At 48.1% G+C, this 19,127-nt stretch carries 15 protein-coding genes; 8 read left to right on the plus strand and 7 right to left on the minus strand.

Annotated features, from left to right (window positions below):
• The 3 genes from OXH00_25710 to OXH00_25720 form a co-directional block, all read right to left on the minus strand.
• The coding region (locus OXH00_25710; GenBank protein ID MCY3744426.1) for a hypothetical protein at positions 1-1,414 on the minus strand (1,414 nt) is incomplete at its 3' end.
• A 126-nt stretch (positions 1,415-1,540) separates the two neighbouring features.
• Positions 1,541-2,368 (minus strand): hypothetical protein, encoded by an 828-nt coding sequence (locus tag OXH00_25715; protein MCY3744427.1) that lies wholly within the window; start codon positions 2,366-2,368, stop codon positions 1,541-1,543.
• Positions 2,369-2,774: 406 nt separating this feature from the next.
• Complete coding sequence (locus tag OXH00_25720) at positions 2,775-3,377, minus strand: RNA polymerase sigma factor (GenBank protein MCY3744428.1); 603 nt, start codon at positions 3,375-3,377, stop codon at positions 2,775-2,777.
• An 871-nt stretch (positions 3,378-4,248) separates the two neighbouring features.
• On the opposite strand from OXH00_25720, the gene OXH00_25725 reads away from it, so the two are divergent.
• Complete coding sequence (locus OXH00_25725) at positions 4,249-5,316, plus strand: WD40 repeat domain-containing protein (GenBank protein ID MCY3744429.1); 1,068 nt, start codon at positions 4,249-4,251, stop codon at positions 5,314-5,316.
• 81 nt (positions 5,317-5,397) lie between these two features.
• On the opposite strand, the gene OXH00_25730 is transcribed toward OXH00_25725, so the two are convergent.
• Both OXH00_25730 and OXH00_25735 read right to left on the minus strand, forming a co-directional pair.
• Positions 5,398-6,345 carry a hypothetical protein gene (locus OXH00_25730; protein ID MCY3744430.1) on the minus strand — a complete coding sequence of 316 codons (948 nt, stop codon included), beginning with the start codon at positions 6,343-6,345 and terminating at the stop codon, positions 5,398-5,400.
• Positions 6,320-7,861, minus strand: coding sequence for an O-antigen ligase family protein (locus OXH00_25735; protein ID MCY3744431.1), 1,542 nt, complete (start codon positions 7,859-7,861; stop codon positions 6,320-6,322). The genes OXH00_25730 and OXH00_25735 overlap by 26 nt, the downstream gene beginning before the upstream one ends.
• 97 nt (positions 7,862-7,958) lie before the next feature.
• On the opposite strand from OXH00_25735, the gene OXH00_25740 reads away from it, so the two are divergent.
• Entirely contained in the window at positions 7,959-9,161 is a 1,203-nt protein-coding gene (locus tag OXH00_25740) for a hypothetical protein (protein MCY3744432.1), read from the plus strand.
• 148 nt (positions 9,162-9,309) lie between these two features.
• On the opposite strand, the gene OXH00_25745 is transcribed toward OXH00_25740, so the two are convergent.
• On the minus strand, positions 9,310-10,491 hold the full coding sequence (locus tag OXH00_25745) for a SpoIIE family protein phosphatase (GenBank protein ID MCY3744433.1): 1,182 nt from the start codon (positions 10,489-10,491) through the stop codon (positions 9,310-9,312).
• Positions 10,492-10,681: 190 nt separating this feature from the next.
• On the opposite strand from OXH00_25745, the gene OXH00_25750 reads away from it, so the two are divergent.
• From OXH00_25750 to OXH00_25775, 6 genes are all read left to right on the plus strand, one after another.
• Complete coding sequence (locus tag OXH00_25750) at positions 10,682-12,298, plus strand: SDR family oxidoreductase (protein MCY3744434.1); 1,617 nt, start codon at positions 10,682-10,684, stop codon at positions 12,296-12,298.
• Between the two features lie 7 nt (positions 12,299-12,305).
• A complete protein-coding gene (locus OXH00_25755) occupies positions 12,306-14,924 on the plus strand; it encodes an AMP-binding protein (GenBank protein ID MCY3744435.1) in 2,619 nt (872 codons plus the stop codon).
• An 11-nt stretch (positions 14,925-14,935) separates the two neighbouring features.
• Entirely contained in the window at positions 14,936-15,616 is a 681-nt protein-coding gene (locus OXH00_25760; GenBank protein MCY3744436.1) for an HAD-IB family hydrolase, read from the plus strand.
• A gap of 99 nt (positions 15,617-15,715) precedes the next feature.
• Positions 15,716-15,928 carry a hypothetical protein gene (locus tag OXH00_25765; GenBank protein MCY3744437.1) on the plus strand — a complete coding sequence of 71 codons (213 nt, stop codon included), beginning with the start codon at positions 15,716-15,718 and terminating at the stop codon, positions 15,926-15,928.
• A 37-nt stretch (positions 15,929-15,965) separates the two neighbouring features.
• Entirely contained in the window at positions 15,966-16,913 is a 948-nt protein-coding gene (locus tag OXH00_25770) for a hypothetical protein (protein MCY3744438.1), read from the plus strand.
• A gap of 135 nt (positions 16,914-17,048) precedes the next feature.
• Complete coding sequence (locus tag OXH00_25775) at positions 17,049-18,308, plus strand: DegT/DnrJ/EryC1/StrS family aminotransferase (GenBank protein MCY3744439.1); 1,260 nt, start codon at positions 17,049-17,051, stop codon at positions 18,306-18,308.
• An 8-nt stretch (positions 18,309-18,316) separates the two neighbouring features.
• On the opposite strand, the gene OXH00_25780 is transcribed toward OXH00_25775, so the two are convergent.
• Positions 18,317-19,078: a GNAT family N-acetyltransferase gene (locus OXH00_25780; protein ID MCY3744440.1), complete on the minus strand. Its 762-nt coding sequence runs from the start codon at positions 19,076-19,078 to the stop codon at positions 18,317-18,319.
• Between the last annotated feature and the right edge of the window lie 49 nt (positions 19,079-19,127).

Below are 19,127 nucleotides of genomic sequence, written 5' to 3' on the forward strand. Positions count from 1 at the left end.
CGCTTTGTGTATGATACGACGAAGCAGCACACAAACGCCCGAGATGCTCACCACACGGCAACATCTTTCGATGATGTCGGCGTGTCTCGGAAGTGGATGGCTCAGAACAGACATAATACAGATGGCTCCGACATGGAAATGCCACCTCACGATGCGAAAACGATTCGTTTGATGGATAGGTATGCCCACAGGCTCCCGTGACTTGCGGGTATGTGTGCGTATGTGAACACAGATAGAAGTTGGTTGCGATACAACTGGAGTCCGTCGAACAACTCGCTTGGAGGGAATGATCGCCGGACGCTGTGAGACTGTGACCACACGGGCGTGTCTGTGGTGTTGTCTCGCTACTACCAGGGTTCCCCGCATTGCCGTTGTTTGGGTTGTTATTATTGTTGTTACTACTCTGGAGAGCACTATCCGTGCCTTGCGGCGGCAACGAAAACGTCCGCGCATCTTTGGCAGTTTTCTTGCGTGCCGCCCATCTAACAGGCGAATTCGGTGCCCAGTCGGCATGAACATGCGTCGTACCGGAATACAGTTGAGACCAACGTGCTCGATTCGGTTGGGGGATCGCATAGGCAGCATCCACCATATCTTGCCTGTCTAATGTGCCGTTGCCATCAAGGTCTTTGCCTGCTACATCCAACGCATACCCATACATGTGTGGACTCAAACCGCTTGAACCTGCATGGTGGTGGTTGTGATGCGGATTACGATAACCGCTGTTCAATGTGAAGTTACTCTTCGTCAAAGCAGCTTTATTCCCGCGATAATCTGTATTCATCTGATTAATCCACTTTTGATACCAACCTGATAGCCCCTCGTTGAGCATTTTCTCGTAGTGTCCGAAGTCGTAGGTGTCTTCACTTTTAAATTCGCTGCGCTTAGGGATCGGTCTGTTCAGATCAACATACTCCTGACGCACTTGGTCTATGTCGTCTGCCTTCAACACCAACTCCGTTTCCACTTCTTGACCGTCTTCGGTATCCGCAGTGAACTTAAGCGTGAACCCTAACTTCTTGTTACCACGATGCAGTGGGGTCCGCTCGTGCCGTCTATGGTTGTTCTCGTCTTTACATATATCTGGCTTCGCCGTCGGAGTATACGCAGGAACGCTGATCGTACCGACAACATTAAATGAGGTGCCTGGGTCCAACTTCGACGGATGCTTCGTACCCGACCAGTTTTTCTGCGAGGTAACAAGTTTCATACTCGATGGGTCGGCATTAGGAACAGTCCATGAAACCGTAGATGGATCAATCGGTGAGACACTATCCCCTTGATTGCCGTCATAACCCACAGACGCTGTAAAATGGCATTTATCCTGTGTACTCGTGATAAACGAGGTCGGATTATCGTTACTGCTGTCCGTACTTTTATCACTCCGACCAATCTGCCACGACTTGAACTTCACCGACGGCTTACCCAACAGACTTGATCCGGAATCCGATTGCCTCTGGGTCGCTGAAAAGATTGGGAACACAACTGAAAACAAATAGAAAAAAAACAAAAACCGTTTCAACATACAAATAACCTCCTATTACCTCAACACGGAAAGTGCTTCACTGGCACGCTTTACATCCGCATACCTATAAAACTCGTTATCTTCATCTGCAGCGATCACCTCTAACTTCGGGATGATGATGTGGTCAACAATACCGCCGAGATCACCGCGATACCGCGCACCAAGACGACCTAAACTCTCAAAAACTGCCAACCGAATATCTCCTCCCTCTGTCACGCCTTTTTCAAGATACGGCAGAATGTAAGGCAAGGCTGGCGGCCCGATAGTATCCAAGCCCTCGAACATCGGTTCACCAACAGTGTGCCCTTCACACATGTGCGTGATTAAGACCTCCGCAGCGCGTGGGTCGTTCTGCGCGATGAGTTCTAAAATCTGTTCGATGACAACCTCACCGTGATCTTCGTCCATCAAAATCGGTGGTGGCATTAACTGCGCGATGAGTTCAGTGGCGCGTTCGGAGTGAACACCGCCCCACGCATACGGATTGTTTTTGATATACTCCAGCCGTTTATACGCCGCTTCAACGGGATCCTCGTTGGGATCGACAGACGGGAAATCAGGGGTTGTCGCCGCACCAGGGGGTGTCATGTTTGGCGCAGTGGGCGGCGCGTGTGCCTCGTGAGTCCCCTCGTGCCAAGTGCCATCCTCGTGGACGTGTCCACCCCGTTCCGTTTCTCCAATAGGAATTTCTGCTTTCGGTTTCGGCATGGGTTCGACAGGCGTATAAATCTTGATCGGTTCTTCGGGGAGGTCTGTGCGTAGGAAGTAAACGCTCACGACACCACAGATGATAAGAACCAAAATACCTATAAAAATGCGGTTGGATAACAGGTTTTTCAACATTTCTTATTCTCCTTTCGGTTAGGACATCACCAATCAGATGTTGGGATTAAGGCTTTGGTGTGTTATCTGCTCTGTATGGACAAGTAGGAGCCGGATACGGGCAAACTTGATCGCGGGGTGCCTCGGGGCATTCTTGGGTGCGTGTAAACAAACAGACGATTATACCCGCACCTATCAGCAGTGCAACCGGCAACCAACGCTTCAGTCGTTTCCATACAGAGAAGATCAATACCATAACCTATTAAAACCCAAAAGGAAGATTGTTTTCAAGACCTATTCAGGGGGTGCTGAACCTATCAAGAAAACGGGTTAGAAGATAATAGCAACCGCTGATAGAAGTCTCCGTTGCTATTTCGGGCAAAGGTTGCCAACCCCTAACAATTCAAAACAGGTTCGCACCTCTACCTCACTCAAATAGATACGTAAATTCACCCGGGTATTTCGCCTCCAGCTGCTTTCGGAGGTTTTGCTTGCCTCGCCGCCATCGAGTTTTCACAGCATTCACGGAGATCCCCAATGTTTTGGCGATCTCTTTTTGCGGCGTGTCAGGATCCGCAAATTTCAATAGGAACACTTCACGTTCCGATTTCGGCAGCCGATCCACCATACTGCGGACAATGTCCAAATGTTCTTGCGCAGCAACGAGATGCTCGGGTTGCTGATATGCCGGTATGGCATAGGTAGATCTCGGCTCCGCTATGATGGTAGCGGCGGGAGCCTCGTCAAGCGGCGTATGTATCCCGCGGCTGGCGTTATCTCTGAAAAATTTTGCCAAGATTCCATGTGCGATCTTATAGAGCCACCCCCGAAAACTTTCAGGATTCTGAAGTTCGGAGAGGTTAACCATCGCCTCAATGAGCGTTTCCTGAGCGAGGTCTCTTGCATCTTCACAGTTTCCGGTCCTATTCACGAAAAACCCGAAAAGTTCACCTATATATCGCTCGCAGAGGCTATCCCACGACTTTCTGCCCCCTTTTAGATAATCCTCTACGAGTTCTCCATCGCTCAAGCCTTCATCAACTCCTAACCAAAATTCCGTCTACAAGAACAGCAAGAACAGTACGTTAACAGTACGTTAGTGTTTAGTGACAAAATTGAGCAAAAAGGTTACATTAAACTGACTTTCATGTAATGCCTCCAGAAACAAAAATAGAGGCTTCATATTACTGTAACGCGTATGTTAGGACGAAAGGTTGCATAAAATAGACCTTAGACATAGTAGTGGGTAAATTGTGTGCCCTTATTCACCTATTTTTGGTCATTCGACAAACACATTTTGCTTAAAATGGCAAAATGAGAACAACTCGCAAATGATCCCGCTAAAAGACAACAAAACAACGTGAAATATATCCTAAGAGTTAATTTGCACAATATGTTCTTAAATCGTTCAGGACTTACGCAAATTTAGTATGCAGCGCGATATTTTGGTATATTTAACCCCCTAAATCCCCCTTATCAGGGGGACTTTAAGAGAAAATGCGTAAGTTCTAATCGTTATAATGTCTATTATCGTCCTATTTCCTTTAAAAACCTCATTTTTCGGTGGAAATCGTGCATAATGTTCCATCCATCTTTAAAATGTAGATAGATTGGTTCGTAGTAGTGCGATTTATCGCACGTCTGTCGATCAGAACGGGCAATAATGCACTTCGCAACCCCCCTTTATCCCCCCTTATCAGGGGGGCAGGCGAGTACACCGCAGAATTGCCCTACTACAAACGGGTTACTGCCAATTTTAAACTGGACAGACTAATGATAAAAAAAGTGACACAGTTTGAGTTTTATAGTAAAATCTAAACGACTGATACATCGAAAGACAGGCAGAATTACGCCACTGTTTTTGCACAAGTAGCGACACTATGGGGAGTTGGAGGTAACTTATGAGAACGCTGGTGACGGTAGCACTTTTGATGTTAGGCGGTGCTGAGATGGTATCAGTGAAATCTGAAAATGCGACTCAAAAAGAGGAATCCACGATGCAAACAACTTCTGCCCAAGATTTGTCTCACATCATCATTGACTTAGCCACAAGGAGAGGTGTTCACAGTGTCGCGTTCAGTCCGGACGGTTCAATAGTCGCAAGTGACAAAGATAACACCGTCAAGCTCTGGGATGCTGTCACAGGACAGGAAATAGAGATGGAGCAAAATTTCTGGGTGGCTTTTCAGGGAAACTTCACTGCGGATATCAACAGCGTCGCGTTCAGTCCCGATGGACGGATGATCGCAGGTGGGATCAACGAAAGTGAAGTTATTTGTATTTGGGACGCTGCCACGGGTGAGAACCTCAGATTCATGAAGGAAAATGCGCCGAATGCTTTGCATTGGGTCAATACGGTGGCATTCAGTGTCGATAGCAAGATACTCGCAAGTGGCAGTGAGGATGGCAATCTCTATCTGTGGGATGTGGAGACAGGTAGAAGGCTGAAAGCTCTTACCGAAGATGCGAAGAATATCTTTAGTGTCGCCTTCAGTAGGGACGGCAAAACGTTAGCGAGTGGCGATGCGGGGAACACGATCCGTTTGTGGGATATTGCTACCGGTGCGCTATTGAAAACACTCGTTGGGCATACGAATTGGGTCTTCAGCGTTGCTTTCAGTCCAGATGGTCAGACGCTTGCAAGCGGAAGTTGGGACAAGACCATTCGACTCTGGGATACAACTACAGGGCAGCAACTGAAAGTGCTTACTGGACATACGCTGACTGTGTGGAGTGTCGCGTTCAGTCCGGATGGATTAACCCTCGCGAGTGGGAGTCATGACAAGACCATCCGACTCTGGAATGTTGCTACCGGTGCGCACATCGCAACCCTCACGGGGCACACAGCACCTGTCAAGAGTGTTGCGTTCAGTCCGGGTGTAACGCTTGCAAGCGGCAGTATGGATGGTACAGTCCGTCTATGGGACCTTACGTCTCCTTTGTTATTGCGAAAAAGGGAAGAAGAATAGGGTGAATGAGGGACTGTGAATTTGTGTGTTCCGATGGCACAGGCTGACAGCCTATGCTACAAGTGTGAACTATAGAATTATTTACCGGCGTGACTGAATCGCCTGTACCAGAAGTGGGATCATCAGCTCATGATGTCCCGTGAATGTGTACCCTTTACCCCCCATCTCTGTCGGGCGTTTGACGACGTTTTCTACAGGGCGGTATTGCTGGTTCATGTCGAAATTGGCAGCGGTGAAGTGGGATACGGTATGCCCCAAGTTCCGTGCGATGGTTAACGCCTTCAGGAAAACCTCCGGTAGAATCACAGCCGAACCCAAATTCAATACAACGCCACCACCTTCCAAATCTGTCACTAAAGTTGTCAACAACTGGAAGTCGGTGAAGCTTGCCGCACCGATAGCAGCACCGTTCGCACTCGGATGTTGATGGATGATATCCGTACCGATGGCGACATGCACGGTGATTGGGACATCGTATTGGATGCCAGCAGCAAGGAGACTATATGTGTTGTAGGGCGCGTCCATTTCAATCAGTTGCTTTCCCAACGCTTCACCCATTCCGATGCCTGTATCTGCAGCGTGCTGAATTGCGCTGTTCATCAACTGTCCAGTCTCTTCCCACATTCCGAACTTACCTGTCTGGAGATAGGCAGAAACATCTTCGGAGGTCTCACCGATGAGGGCAATCTCGAAGTCGTGGATGCTACTTGCACCGTTGAAAGCGAATCCAGTAATCACACCTTGCTTTACTAATTCAATTAAGAGGGGGCTTAACCCGCACTTGATGACATGTCCCCCCATCATCACGATGACCGGTTTTTTGTTTTGATATGCAGCAACGATGTCATCAATGAGTGATAGAAAGTCTGGTGCTTTGAGAATCTTCGGTAGACTTGCTAAAAAGGGAGACAGGTCTATCTTTGATTCTGGGAGTGTCGCGAAATCGTGAACAGAGACTTTGTTGATACGATCCTGTAGCGGGTAGGTTGTTACAGAAGATATATCAACCGGTTTCGGTTTTTTTTTCATGTTTTTTGTCCTTAAGTAGGTTTGTGTAAAATATTATGCCGATAATAAAATAGAAAAGCAACACTGTGCGTTGGTGTAGAATGTTGTCTGCGAGTCCATAAACAAGTGCAGAGATTAGAAATCCACTCGCCCCGATGAAAGTGCCGCTGCCCCAGAAATCATTCGCCTGCCGACCAGCGAAAACCTGCTGATAGATAATCACCATTATCCACATAAACAGCAAAAGCGATGGAATGCCGTGCTCAACAGCGATGTGCAGATAGATATTATGCGCGTGATAGGGGACGTTATATTGTTCAGGCGGTCCACTATTTTGGTATTCATAGCGAAATCTACCTAACCCGATGCCGGTGAATGGGTATTTCCGAATGAGTTCCAGCGAGGTTTGCCACCACTGCGGACGTTCACCCATGAATCCAACAGGATGCTCAATCATCGTTTGGAAACGTGCCTTAATATGTTGCGGCACGAGAAATAACGATAGACTCAGGAGTACGAGGATTATAGTGGACCCCAACAGTATACGTTTCCATAATCCATACTCGGCGTCAAGTTTCCGCAATGCTATCACAATGAAGTAGACACCGAGGAAGGCTGTGGCGATAATAGTGCTTACCCAAGCGGCACGTGTAAGGGTCAGCACGAGGTTAGCACTCATCACGATTACAACAGCACCAAGTCCCAAGATTCTCCATATCCGATACTTCTGTTTTGGGTCTCTTCGCCAACTTACCACAAAGTAGCCCATCACGAATGGGAGGCTGAGCGCGAGGTACACCCCGAGGTCGTTTGGCATCTTAAAGGTCCCGGTGAGCCGTTGTTCGATCATGTAGACCATCAGATGCGTTTCGTTCGGACGAATCATATACCGTCTCTGCCGCGCAGGATCGTTAATCCGCCATTCATTGGGAAGCCGATTTGAAGGTGAAATTGAGACATTTTCAGAGAGCGGTACGTTGCATGCCCGTAATTCGGCGCGAAAGTCTTCCGATATTTGTAAATCTGGATTGTTTGCTCCGTCGAGTTCTTCCTTAAATTGTAACCCGACCCGTCCCATAAAGTCAATCGCTAAACGTGTGTCGTTTGCGTAGTACCAGAGTCCGAGTACAGAAGATATACCTGCTGCTGCGATAAAGGCAATGACGACATGTTTCCAACGGGAGCCCAAGCGGCTATGAATGACGGCGTAAAAGAGCAGAATCGCACGGAGCAGTTTCCAGAAATAACCGAGGCTACTCGTGGCAGGGTGTGGAGCCAAGAAACAGGCTATGAAAGCCAATCCTAAAAATAGTGCGATGGGGATGTCAAGCGGTGTGCGTTGCCAACCGAGTTTCCGTTCTGAAACCATGCGTCCGACCCACCCGATGAGCACGAGTGAGAGTCCGATGTTGAGAAACACTGTTGAATAGCCGAAAGGCAATGCAAGCACAAAGATTAGGAATCCAATATAGATGGTGATATCAAAGACTGTTTCAGATGTGAAGGATAAAGGGAACGAAAGTTTCAATTTTGACATAAGTGTGAAAAATAAATAGTGCTTGAAAAATATAAGGAGGATGTTATACAATATCCGTTAACTTAGACAATCCCTCATGTATAAAAAGGATTTCACCATGCGCTTTACATACAGTCTCGTTGCTTCACTCTTAGTGTTTTGTCTTATCGGTTTACTATTCGCGCCACCCGCGTCCGCATTTATTGAGCGAGAATATACGATTCGTGAAGTCCTCAATGCTTGCACGAACGTTGTCTTCGGCAAAGTAAAAAGTGTGGATCGGAACCGGTTGCGGGGTGTTGTCACTGTCGAAGAAGATGTCAAAGGTAAAAGTGATCTTAAAGAAATCAAAATGAATTTCGCCACCGGGCATTACAAACGCGGCACTTCGCCACAAAAGTTGGTGAAATTGCTCAAACCGGGAATGCCTATCATCGTTTTTTATCGTGATCATTACGGTATTGATAGCATGTGCTTTGTTGATGACACATGGTTTCAGATGCGTGCGTATCGCGGCAGATATGGTGGCGGTTCATGGTGGTCATTCACACACATTGACCCAATGATGTCTCGGACATTTGATGGCAAGACGAAGGCATTTCAAAAAATTGTTCGCGACATGTTAGCAGGTAAAATGTGGGTTGCTGCGCCGAAAGATGCCATAAAAGTTTTAGTCCTGACAGGGAATAGTACGTATCCGACATGGAGTCAAACACCTGTGAGTGCTAACGTTGCAACGTATGAATATCAGACATTGCGGTCGATTAAAGAGAGTGGCAAACGTGCTGTTGGTTATGAACTCACCAAAGAACGGACCCTGCCGCAATTAGAGAAAGCCGATATTTTGTGGATCGGATATGAAGAAATTTCGAGTTATGGACGCTACCTCCTTTCCACTGAAGCCGAGAAAAAGATTAAAACGTTCGTAAAAAACGGCGGTATCGTTGTCGTTGCCGGGCAGGACAGTAGTGCCGAAAAGCCGTGTGGTATCGGGTGGCTACAAGGCGGCAAGTTGAAGGGTGTTGAAAGTCCACCAACCCAAGATTTCGTTGTTACCCAGAAAGGGAGTTCCTTTTTCTCGACCCCTAACGCTATCATGTCAGGTAAAATCTTTGTTGATGATGCTTGGGTTAATTGGGGTCGGCAAGATGAGGTTTTTGCGACCACTAAGGACAACAAAGAACTGGTTATAGGTGTAAGACGCTCCGGTAAGGGTTTATACATTATCACGAGCCTTCGCAACGACGGTCAATATACGACTTCAGTGAACAAAGCATTCATGGAAAATATCATGTATTATGCTGTCAATCAACTGAAGTAGTTATCAGTTATCGGTTGTCAGTTATTGGTTGCCAGTTAAGGAGTTATGTTGTGGTATTCACTTTTGCTGTTCATGCCACCAGAATCCTCTTAACTGAAAACTGAAAGTTTTTTTCGCAGAAAAAAAGCGTACTGATAACCGACAACCCTTAAAGAAACTTCGCCACAACTAAGGTAATATCATCATTGACACTTTCGTCTTGTTGATATGCTTGGAGGTCGGACAGAATCTCTGCCTTAATCTCCAGCGGAGAGAGATGACGTTTTTCTGAGATGAGTGCTTTGAGACGCTCCAATCCATACATTTCGGCATCTGGATTGAATGCCTCGGTGATGCCATCTGAGTAGAGCACGAGCAGATCACCAGAGTGCCACCCCACTTCGGTGCTGTAATATTGTTCTGATTCACTTTCACTGAATCTTGAGAAACCGACCGGCATAAACGAGGATTCTAACTCAAGTGGGTCGCCATTGTCTCCACGATAGAGGAGCATCTGCGGGTGACCGGCGTTGGCAAACTCGAACCGGTTGTCTGGATGAATAATAAGATAACAGCAGGTCATGTAGATGAAGGTTTGCGAATCTTCTATGACTCGGGTAATGGCTTTCATGACTTCAGGCACGGAAGCGTCAAAGCGGATTTGTGTTTGCAAACAACTTTTTGTCATTGCAGCTACCATCGCTGAATGATAGCCGTGCCCCATCACATCGCCGAGGAAAATGGCGATGTTGTTGTCGGAGAGACGCAAATAGTCATAATAATCGCCACCAACACTGTTCGCCGGTCGGCAATACCCTGCAGAAGAGACATAAGGATGCGAGATTTCTTGATCGGGGAGAAGAGACTGTTGAACTTCGGCAGCGAGCCGCATTGACTCTTCCTGTGCGACTTCCTTGCGGATGGCACTCATCTGAATCTCAAGGTCGCGCCGGATTTTGTCATTTAAGACGCGGAACATACCGCTGCCGATCCGTGGCTCACGCGCCATTGCGTTGTAAAAATCGTGCCTCGTGATTCGTAAGAACTGTGTGGATTTCACCGTTTTGACGGTAGCACTCCGCGGTTTGTTGTCAATGAGCGCGATTTCACCGAGGCAGTAGCCTTTTTCATTAAAGAACAAGACCTCAGTTCCTGCCTTGATGATGCTGACTTCACCATCAACCATCAGATAGAGCGAATCGCCTTCATCACCTTCCTCAAATAGCGTTGCATCGGCAGGGTAAGCGACTTCGTTTGCAATCTGACAGATTGATTTTAACTCGGTTTGCGGGAGTTCCGAAAATAGTTCTGTCTTCTGTAAAAACTGTAGTTTATCTGCTTCTGTCAGCATTATCGATTCAGCCTTTGACTTTTTGTGGGAAATGTGTTATTTTTAATACCATATTTTGCTCGAAGTTACGTCCTGAGTGATTTGCCGAAACGTTAGGCGAAATTTAGGGACATCAATTGAGAGCAATGCGGGAACATCAAGAATTCGTACTACATGATCAAGTATCTATCATGCCATAGAAAAGAGAATTATGTCAATAACTGATTTTTTTCGAGGAAAAGTTCTACTCATCACTGGTGGGACCGCATTTTTGGGGCAGCCGTTGGTAGCAAAGGTTTTGACCGCGCTTCCCGATGTCGAAAAGATTTACCTCCTCATCCGAAGTCGCACCGATACTTCCGGGAAACGCGTTTCTGCCCAAGAACGGTTAGAAAATGAACTTCTTACCTCGGATGTTTTTGCTTCCCTCCGTCGTCGGCATGGTGAAAATTTTGATACATGGGCACTGCAGAAACTCGCAGCTGTTGAAGGCGACCTCACCGACGAACGCCTCGGCTTCAGCGATTCCGATTACCAGAGGCTCCAGAACGAAGTACAGGTCTTTATTAACGTCGCAGGACTCGTGGATTTCGATCCACCTTTTGATGACTCTTTATGGGGCAACGCGCTTGCTGCCAAACACGTCGTCAACTTCGCGAAGGGATGCCAAGATACAGTGTTCCTGCATGTCTCAACAGCTTATGTTTGCGGTGACAAGCCCGGACACGTACCTGAAGAATTACCACCCCCCTATGAACAATATGCGGTCGCACACCGTGAAAAGACCGGAACATCTATTCCAGAGACGCTTTCTGAGGAAATTGAAGGATTGTTATCTCTGAGTACTGCTATTCATGCCGAAGTTGGTTCACCTGAGAATCTTCAACGCTTCCAGCAAGAAGCAGAGCAGCAGACAAAAGGTACCCGCAAGGCGGTCGATGTGCAAGTTGAAGAACTGAAGGCAGAGTGGCTTGAGAACCGTTTGGTTGAAGCGGGACTGAAGCACGCCCGCTCGCGCGGCTGGAACGATACCTACACCTACATGAAATTCCTCGCTGAACAGATGGTTATGGAATTGCGCGAGGAACTTCCTACCGCTATCGTGCGCCCCTCAATCATTGAAAGCAGCTTTGATGAACCTGAACCCGGTTGGCTTGGAAAGTTTCGGATGTCCGAACCCTTGATCGTCGGATTTGGAAAGGGTCGCCTTCCAGATTTCCCCGCAGATCCAAATATTATTCTTGATATTATTCCTGTTGATTTTGTTGTGAACGCTATGTTGGCAGCCGCTGAAGCGATAGCGAAACGCGGTGGTATTGAAGTGTATCACATTGCAACTGGAACACAGAATCCTCTTTACTTTCGCGGTATCTTTGAGGCGACTTACGAGTACTTCGTCAAATATCCGATGTTGGAAAATGGGAAACCGATCGCGGTGCCAATATGGGAATACCCAAGTTTAGAGGAATTTCAACGGAAGTTGGATAGCCGTATGCGTCTGGCGAACCTTGCCGTTTATACGCTCGGTAAGCTCCCGATGCGTGCTGCGAAGCGGAAACGTCGCCAACTTGTGCTTAAGCAGAGCGGTATTAAGGCACTCCTGCATTATATTCGAATTTACGCACCCTACACGCGGACGAGTTTTGAATTTGAGACGCAAAAAATGCAAGGACTTTACGAGGCACTCTCTCCGGCGGAGCAGCAACAGTTTAACTTTGATGTCTCACAAATCCATTGGAAACGGTATTTTCAAGAGATACATATCCCCGGTATCAAACGGCATGTATTGAAACTTGAAGATGACACAGAGGACGATTCGGAGGCGTAAGTAGGATATGCGACCTGAACGGATTGCCCCAAAAACGATTGTAGATCTGATTAAAACACAGGCATCGCGAATTCCTGATAAAGTTGCACTGCTAATGGCAAATGAGGGTGAGTGGGAACAGTATACCTATGCGGAGACCTACGCGCTGTCACGCCGGGTTGCGTGGCAGTTGTGGCAAAGCGGTTTGCGCAAAGGTGACCGTGTTGTTCTCATCTCCGAAAATCAACCTGAGTGGTGTATCGCCTATCTTGCCGCTGTCCAGATTGGTACTGCTGTCGTTCCACTTGACGCGCAAACACCTACCCGCGAAATCTTAGCAATTGCCGAGTTCACCGATGCCAAATCAATTTTAGCCTCTGAAAGTGTGTTAGGGCAGTCTGGTAAAGCCTTGTCAGCGGCAGAACGGGGTCTACACAACATCAATAAAAACTGTGAAATCGTGGGGGGCAGTACTTCGGATGCTGAGATTCCAACCGATTTCCCTGATGTGGAAGTCACACCAGATACCGTTGCCTCAATTATCTTCACAATGGGGACTACTGTGGAAGCAAAGGGAGCAATGCTTACGCACGGCGGTTTTATCTCTAACGTGCAAGCGGTTGCGAAAGCACTCCCACCAACGGACACAGAACGCATCCTGTCGGCACTTCCACTGTATCACGCCTTGAGTTTTTCGTGCAGTCTATTGATGGCACTCTACAGCGGGACCACGGCAACCTATGTCAATGCGCTCCGTCCGACAACACTCCTGAAGACGATGCGTGAGGCGAAGACAACGGCTTTTATCGGTGTTCCGCGTCTATTTCAAATGCTCCAGAGCACGATTGAAAGGCAGGCGGCGCGAGCAGATACACCCGGTGAGACGTTGGCGGAAAAGGCGCAGGCTGTTATGGGTGGTGAGATTCGCGTGCTCGTCAGCGGAGGTGCTTCGCTCGCCGATGCCATCTATGACGGATTTCAAAAGTTCGGTATGACGCTTTATCAAGGCTACGGCATGACGGAGACTGCCCCTGTCCTCAGTGTTAATCCTTATCTAAAAAGCAAGCGCGGGTCGGTCGGTCCGGCAGTGGAGGGGGTAGAACTTCAAATTCAGAATCCAAACAGTAACGGCATCGGGGAAATCATCGCTAAGGGACCGAGTACAATGAAAGGGTATTATCAGAACCCTAATGCGACAGAGAAGGCTATCCGCGATGGATGGCTCTACACGGGTGATCTCGGTTATATGGACGAAGATGGCTACCTCTATCTTACAGGTCACTGTAAAGACATCATCGTTCCAGCTTCTGGAAAGAATGTCTATCCTGTTGAATTGGAGGTACTCTATCGGGAGAGTCCTGCTATCTCTGAAATATGTGTTGTCGGTATCCCATACGAAGATGGATCGGATACTGCTATTCACGCTGTAATTGTGCCGACGGCATCTGGCGAGACGACAAAAACAGAGATTCATGAACACCTTCAAGCGTGTGCAAAGGCGTTACCGAGTTATCAGCAATTTCACAAATTCCATCTTTGGGAGGATGCGCTACCGAAGACTGCAAACGGTAGTATAGATCGGGAACATCTAAGGTGCGGCTTAGAGGCGCATATTAAAGAGATGGAGCGTCTACAGGAAGATTCCGCAGCAGAAAGCGAGACTGTAGGCGTACCCAGAATGAATATACCCGAAGAAATTCTCTCTACGCTCGCGAGATTGGCACGTATGCCGACACACCAGATTCGCCGAGAAAGCCGTTTGGATACCGATTTAGGGCTTGATTCCCTCACGCGGCTGGATCTATTATTGGTCCTTGAAAACAGACTTGGCGAGACAATTCCGGATGCACTGCTCGCTAACTTGGAGACGGTGGGTGACGTTGTTGAGTTAATCGAGACATTCCATACAGACGCTGCGCGAGCAGGAGATGAATATCGCGAAAGAAAAAAAATAGAGTTTAGACAGGTCCCACGATGGTACGCGCGTGCCTTTCGTTCGGTGATTACCGGTATCTACAGAAACTATTTCTCGCTGGAGTGCCAAGGGCTTGAACATATCCCGCGAGGGAGACCGTACATTATCATGCCGAATCACACAAGCCATCTTGATACGTTGACGGTGATTACGGCTCTCGGAACCAAGGCATACCGACTCTGGACACTCGCCGCGCGGGATTACTGGTTTGCTACTCGCCTTCAAGGATGGTTCGCACGGACATGTCTCAACGCACTCCCGATAGAGCGGGAAGGCAATTTCACCGAGTTCCTACAGGACTTAAGAGCCGCAAACGAAGTAATGGCACTCAATAACGGTCTGCTTATTTTCCCTGAAGGTACACGTTCGCTTGATGGCAACCTTCAACCTTTTAAACCGGGGGTCCTGAGTCTGCTTATTTACGGTCCCAATGTTCCGATTATACCGGCGTATATTGAAGGCACTTACCACGCCTTACCGAAGGGGCAAAATTTGCCTAAGAGGCATCCAGTGCGTATTATTTTTGGCGAACCGCTCACCTTCCCACGAGAGAGTTGGAGCAGCCAAGATGGGACACCGATTGACCCAGACAGATACCAAGAATTCTTGGACTTGGCACAAAACCGAGTTGCAGAACTTGGAACGATGCTAAGACAGGAAAAAGACGCTTAGAAAGGTTTATCATGTCGGTTCCAGCCCCGAAAAAGACAGCTGCATTTTTCGATGTAGATGGCACTTTATTGAAGTCCACAATTGTGCATTGCTACATCTGGATACGATCTTTACAGATTCCGTTCTTTCTAAAACACTTGTGGCTCATCGGGTTTCTCCCCAAAATTGTGTACTATCTGATTTTGGACAGTATAAGTCGAATCCGTTTCAATCAGGTGTTTTATCGTAACTATCGTGGGAAAAATGCTGCCGAGATTAAAGCGTTGTCTACAAAGATATTCGAGGCTTACATTCGTCCCAAAATTTTCTCGGAAGCGGTATCTCAAATTCAAGAACATAAAGAACAGGGGGCAGCTGTGGTTCTCGTAACTGGATCGCTTGATTTTATCGTCCAACCCATCGCGGATTATCTTGGTGTTGATTCTGTATTGGCACCGCAACTTCGTGAAGAGGACGGGCAGTTTACTGGTGAACTCACAACCGCACCTCTCATCGGTGACGAAAAAGCGAAAGCGATGCGCAACTACGCCGATCAACACGAAATTTCACTCGAGGAAAGTTATGCTTACGGCGATAGTCAATCCGATCTCCCAATGTTGGAATGTGTTGGAAATCCTGTTGTCGTGAATCCAGCAAAATCACTTCGCCAGAAAGCATCTGCATCTGGGTGGGAGATGCACGAATGGCTTTGAATGGCTCTCGGCTATCAGCGTGTAGCGGTTGCGTCCTGCTTTCTGCCACAAACTACTCTGAAAACCGACTGCTAATGGATATGAAAAAGGAGAATAATTATGAATGTGAGACGTTATTTTGAATCCATGTCTGAACCCAACGATACGATGTTTGTTGAAATTGGGGATAGACACCGATTTACCCGTCGTGGGGACGATTGGGTTAAATTCCGCGCGGATCTGATTGAACTCTTGGAGCAGACGATTTCTGAGGAGTTGTCTCAGGAATTCGAGGCAGCGACCAAAGATTGGGTTTCAGAGGGTTCTCCATAGATAAGACTCAAACAAGCATCAAGGAAGCACACCCGTTATGTCAAATCCAATTACTGATGCACAGGCGTTAGAAACAAAGGGCGAATTCGCTGAAGCCATCCAAGCCTACGACGACATCCTCAATACAACGGACGACGCGTCAACCCTCGCGCTGGCTAATTTCCGACTGGGTACTATCTATCAGGAATGGCGAGAACTTTTCACAGCACAACGGTTTTTTGCACAGGCACATCAACTTGACCCAAGTAATGCCAACATCCGGGATGCGATCACTGAACTCAATCAGCATTTTTCAGAGAATCGGGAGGCGGTTGCCGATGAGATGTCCCGCAAAAACAGCGACCAGATTGTGTCCCTCTTCCGTATTGCTACCGGGATTAAACTCCTGACGATGGAGAAACCCGTACAAGCCTACCCGTTGCTAAAAAGTCGAACCAAGATTTTCCCGAATGCCGCCATGGCGAAGCATCTCCTCACCGATATCCAGATCACGGAAGATGAGCGAAACGCAGCGATCAATTTCCTATTAGAAAGGGATTGGCTCGTGAATACAGGTGCATTGCTTTATACAATCACAGAAAAGGGGTTATATAACTTTTATGTTGAACTTGCGCAGCTGCACATCGCCAACGCCGCTTGGACGGAAGCGGTAATGTGTTATGAGCAGACATGTTGGCTGGATCCAGAACAGCAGTATCCGCGCTACCAACTCGTTATCTGTCATGCAGGGGTAGAGGCTTGGGATGTAGCTGTCCGGATTATTGCGGAACTTTCGGCTGAAGTTCCAGAAGGTGTAGACCCTATCGCATACCATACTGCTGTGGCGCAGAGTTATCACTATGTTTATCAAACTACACAAGACGAGGAGACGAAACAGAAAGTGATTGAGGCGTGTGAGGCGGTATTGCGTTTGGACAAAAAGGCGAAGGAGATTTCAAAACTCCTCGCCTCCTATCAGGGCAAAAAAGCGTGGTGGCGTAGGTAGCGGCATTGAAACGTCACGGCTAAAATAGAGAAACTCGGTTGACAAAAAGGGATGCATCTGGTAAAGTGTCACCATATTTCGTGCCTTTTTTATCCGGACTTCTGAACTACACCCTAACATTTGTGGAGGAGAAAGATGGCAGCACGTTTAGCAATAGATGGCGGAACGCCCGTTATCGCCGAATCTATACCCGGCGGAATGCATGGACCCAGTGTGATTGATCAGCGTGAGATTGATGCTGTAACCGAGGTCTTGCGCAGTGGTAAACTCTTTCGATTCGTTGAGGATTCAAATGTAGCCAGTTTTGAGAGCGAAGCAGCCGCATACCTCGGGGCAAAACACGCTTTAATGGTGAACTCAGGTACCTCGGCGATCATCTGCGCGCTTACCGGTATCGGTATCGGACCGGGTGATGAGGTGATTTTACCCGGTTACACCTTCATTGCGACTGCTGCGGCCATCGTCGGTGTGGGGGCAATTCCGGTCATCGCAGAAATTGACGATTCACTCGGTTTAGATGTCGCTGATGTTAAACGGAAAATTACACCGCATACCAAAGCCATCTTACCTGTACACATGCAAGGCGTGCCGTGCCGTCTCGAGGCGATTGTCGAACTTGCACAGCAGCACGATCTGCAAGTTGTTGAGGATTGCTGTCAATGTGTCGGCGGGCAGTATAAGGGTAAATATGCTGGAACTTGGGGGCATGCGGGGGCATGGAGTCTCAATTACTACAAGGTGATCTCTTGTGGAGAAGGAGGACTCGTCTTTACCGACGACTATGATGTCTATGAGCGCGCAGCGTTCGCGGCGGAACCCGGTCTGCCGATGTGGATGAGCGATTCTGAATGGCAGAACAAACCCTTCTCGCGGCAGTGCTACCGGACGAGTGAAATTTTGGGGGCGATTGCACGTGTGCAGCTCTCAAAGTTAGAAGATATCTTGGGACATACACGCCGCCTCAAAAAGGCGTTCACCGCAGAACTTGCCGACGATCCGAAGGGTTATATCCGGCAACATGTAGATGATCCAACCGGTGAGTGCGGTATAAGTGCGGCGATTATCGTGCGTGATGTGGAACTCGCGAAGAAGTACGCCGATGCGCTCAGGTCTGAGGGGCTCAATGCTGGCACCGCTTACAACGAGGGTTTCCCTGATCGACACATCTATACCTATTGGGACTCCATCTTATTCAAGCATTCACCCGACGCGTCGGGGTATCCGTGGAAGGATCCGCGCTATAAAGGGGATGTTGAGTATTCACGGGATATGTGTCCACAGACATTATCTATCTTAGGGCGTGCGCTACGGTTTGGGTTCAACGTGAATATGCAAGAAGAGCACGCGCGATTGATGGCTGCCGCGATTAATAAAGTGGACGATGCTCTCGGATAATAGAGATTCTATTCTGGTGAAGTGGGAATAACATAAGTACGCCGACCGACTTCGGTGAAACCTAATTTTTGCGCGACGCGGAGCGAGGCGAAATTGTCTTCACCGCAGCTCCAAGCTGGCATTTTACCTCTCGCCTGAATCTCCTTGGCGACAAGGGATGCCGCAGCGGTAGCGAATCCTTTTTCGCGCCACTGTTCAAGTGTGGAGACACCGATGTCGGCATGCAGGTCGGTTTCTGCATAAGTATGCGCGATGGCAACAATATCGCCGTCCACAACGGCTCCAGCGGTGATGCCCTCTGTTACCATTGCCTCGTGTGTTTTGTAACCGTTGCCTTGGACTTCTGCAGGGGCTTTTGTCAGACGTTCGACATCCGCTAAGGTTAGAAGGCGAACTGCCTCGTTTGAATGACGGTGGACAGGTTCTAAAAGCGCGTGACAGACATCGCCATAATAGCGGATAGTTGTGTCTCTGTCTGCTTCAATAAGGGCACCGAGCGATGCAGCGCATGGGGTGTCAACGTTGATACAACCCCAACCGTCGGTTGCTTTTAACAGCTGCCACAATGCGTCGGCATCGGTGCCGAAACCGCACGGCTCATCTGGACAGTAAGCATCAAAAACAAGTGCAGCGGTTACATCCGGCAGCGTGCCAGCGACATAGGCATTGCACATCCCCTGTTTCAAACGGGATGCGGAGATAACTGTCATCGGAGTATCACCGAGGACATCAGCCAGAACCAGACATTCTTGGGGTGTAAGTTTGGTCATTTAATAGTTGTCAGTTATCAGTTGTCGGTTATCCGAAAGAAAACAAGTC

The sequence above is a fragment of the Candidatus Poribacteria bacterium genome, assembly GCA_026706025.1.
GTDB lineage: Bacteria > Poribacteria > WGA-4E > WGA-4E > WGA-3G > WGA-3G.

Bases quoted from the DNA above. Each gene is read 5' to 3' on its own strand.
- OXH00_25765 (MCY3744437.1), top strand. From the start codon at position 15,716: ATGAATGTGAGACGTTATTTTGAATCCATGTCTGAACCCAACGATACG.
- OXH00_25775 (MCY3744439.1), top strand. From the start codon at position 17,049: ATGGCAGCACGTTTAGCAATAGATGGCGGAACGCCCGTTATCGCCGAA.
- OXH00_25730 (MCY3744430.1), bottom strand. From the start codon at position 6,345: ATGAAAAAAAAACCGAAACCGGTTGATATATCTTCTGTAACAACCTAC.
- OXH00_25755 (MCY3744435.1), top strand. From the start codon at position 12,306: ATGCGACCTGAACGGATTGCCCCAAAAACGATTGTAGATCTGATTAAA.
- OXH00_25770 (MCY3744438.1), top strand. From the start codon at position 15,966: ATGTCAAATCCAATTACTGATGCACAGGCGTTAGAAACAAAGGGCGAA.
- OXH00_25780 (MCY3744440.1), bottom strand. From the start codon at position 19,078: ATGACCAAACTTACACCCCAAGAATGTCTGGTTCTGGCTGATGTCCTC.
- OXH00_25735 (MCY3744431.1), bottom strand. From the start codon at position 7,861: ATGTCAAAATTGAAACTTTCGTTCCCTTTATCCTTCACATCTGAAACA.
- OXH00_25760 (MCY3744436.1), top strand. From the start codon at position 14,936: ATGTCGGTTCCAGCCCCGAAAAAGACAGCTGCATTTTTCGATGTAGAT.
- OXH00_25745 (MCY3744433.1), bottom strand. From the start codon at position 10,491: ATGCTGACAGAAGCAGATAAACTACAGTTTTTACAGAAGACAGAACTA.
- OXH00_25750 (MCY3744434.1), top strand. From the start codon at position 10,682: ATGTCAATAACTGATTTTTTTCGAGGAAAAGTTCTACTCATCACTGGT.
- OXH00_25740 (MCY3744432.1), top strand. From the start codon at position 7,959: ATGCGCTTTACATACAGTCTCGTTGCTTCACTCTTAGTGTTTTGTCTT.
- OXH00_25725 (MCY3744429.1), top strand. From the start codon at position 4,249: ATGAGAACGCTGGTGACGGTAGCACTTTTGATGTTAGGCGGTGCTGAG.
- OXH00_25715 (MCY3744427.1), bottom strand. From the start codon at position 2,368: ATGTTGAAAAACCTGTTATCCAACCGCATTTTTATAGGTATTTTGGTT.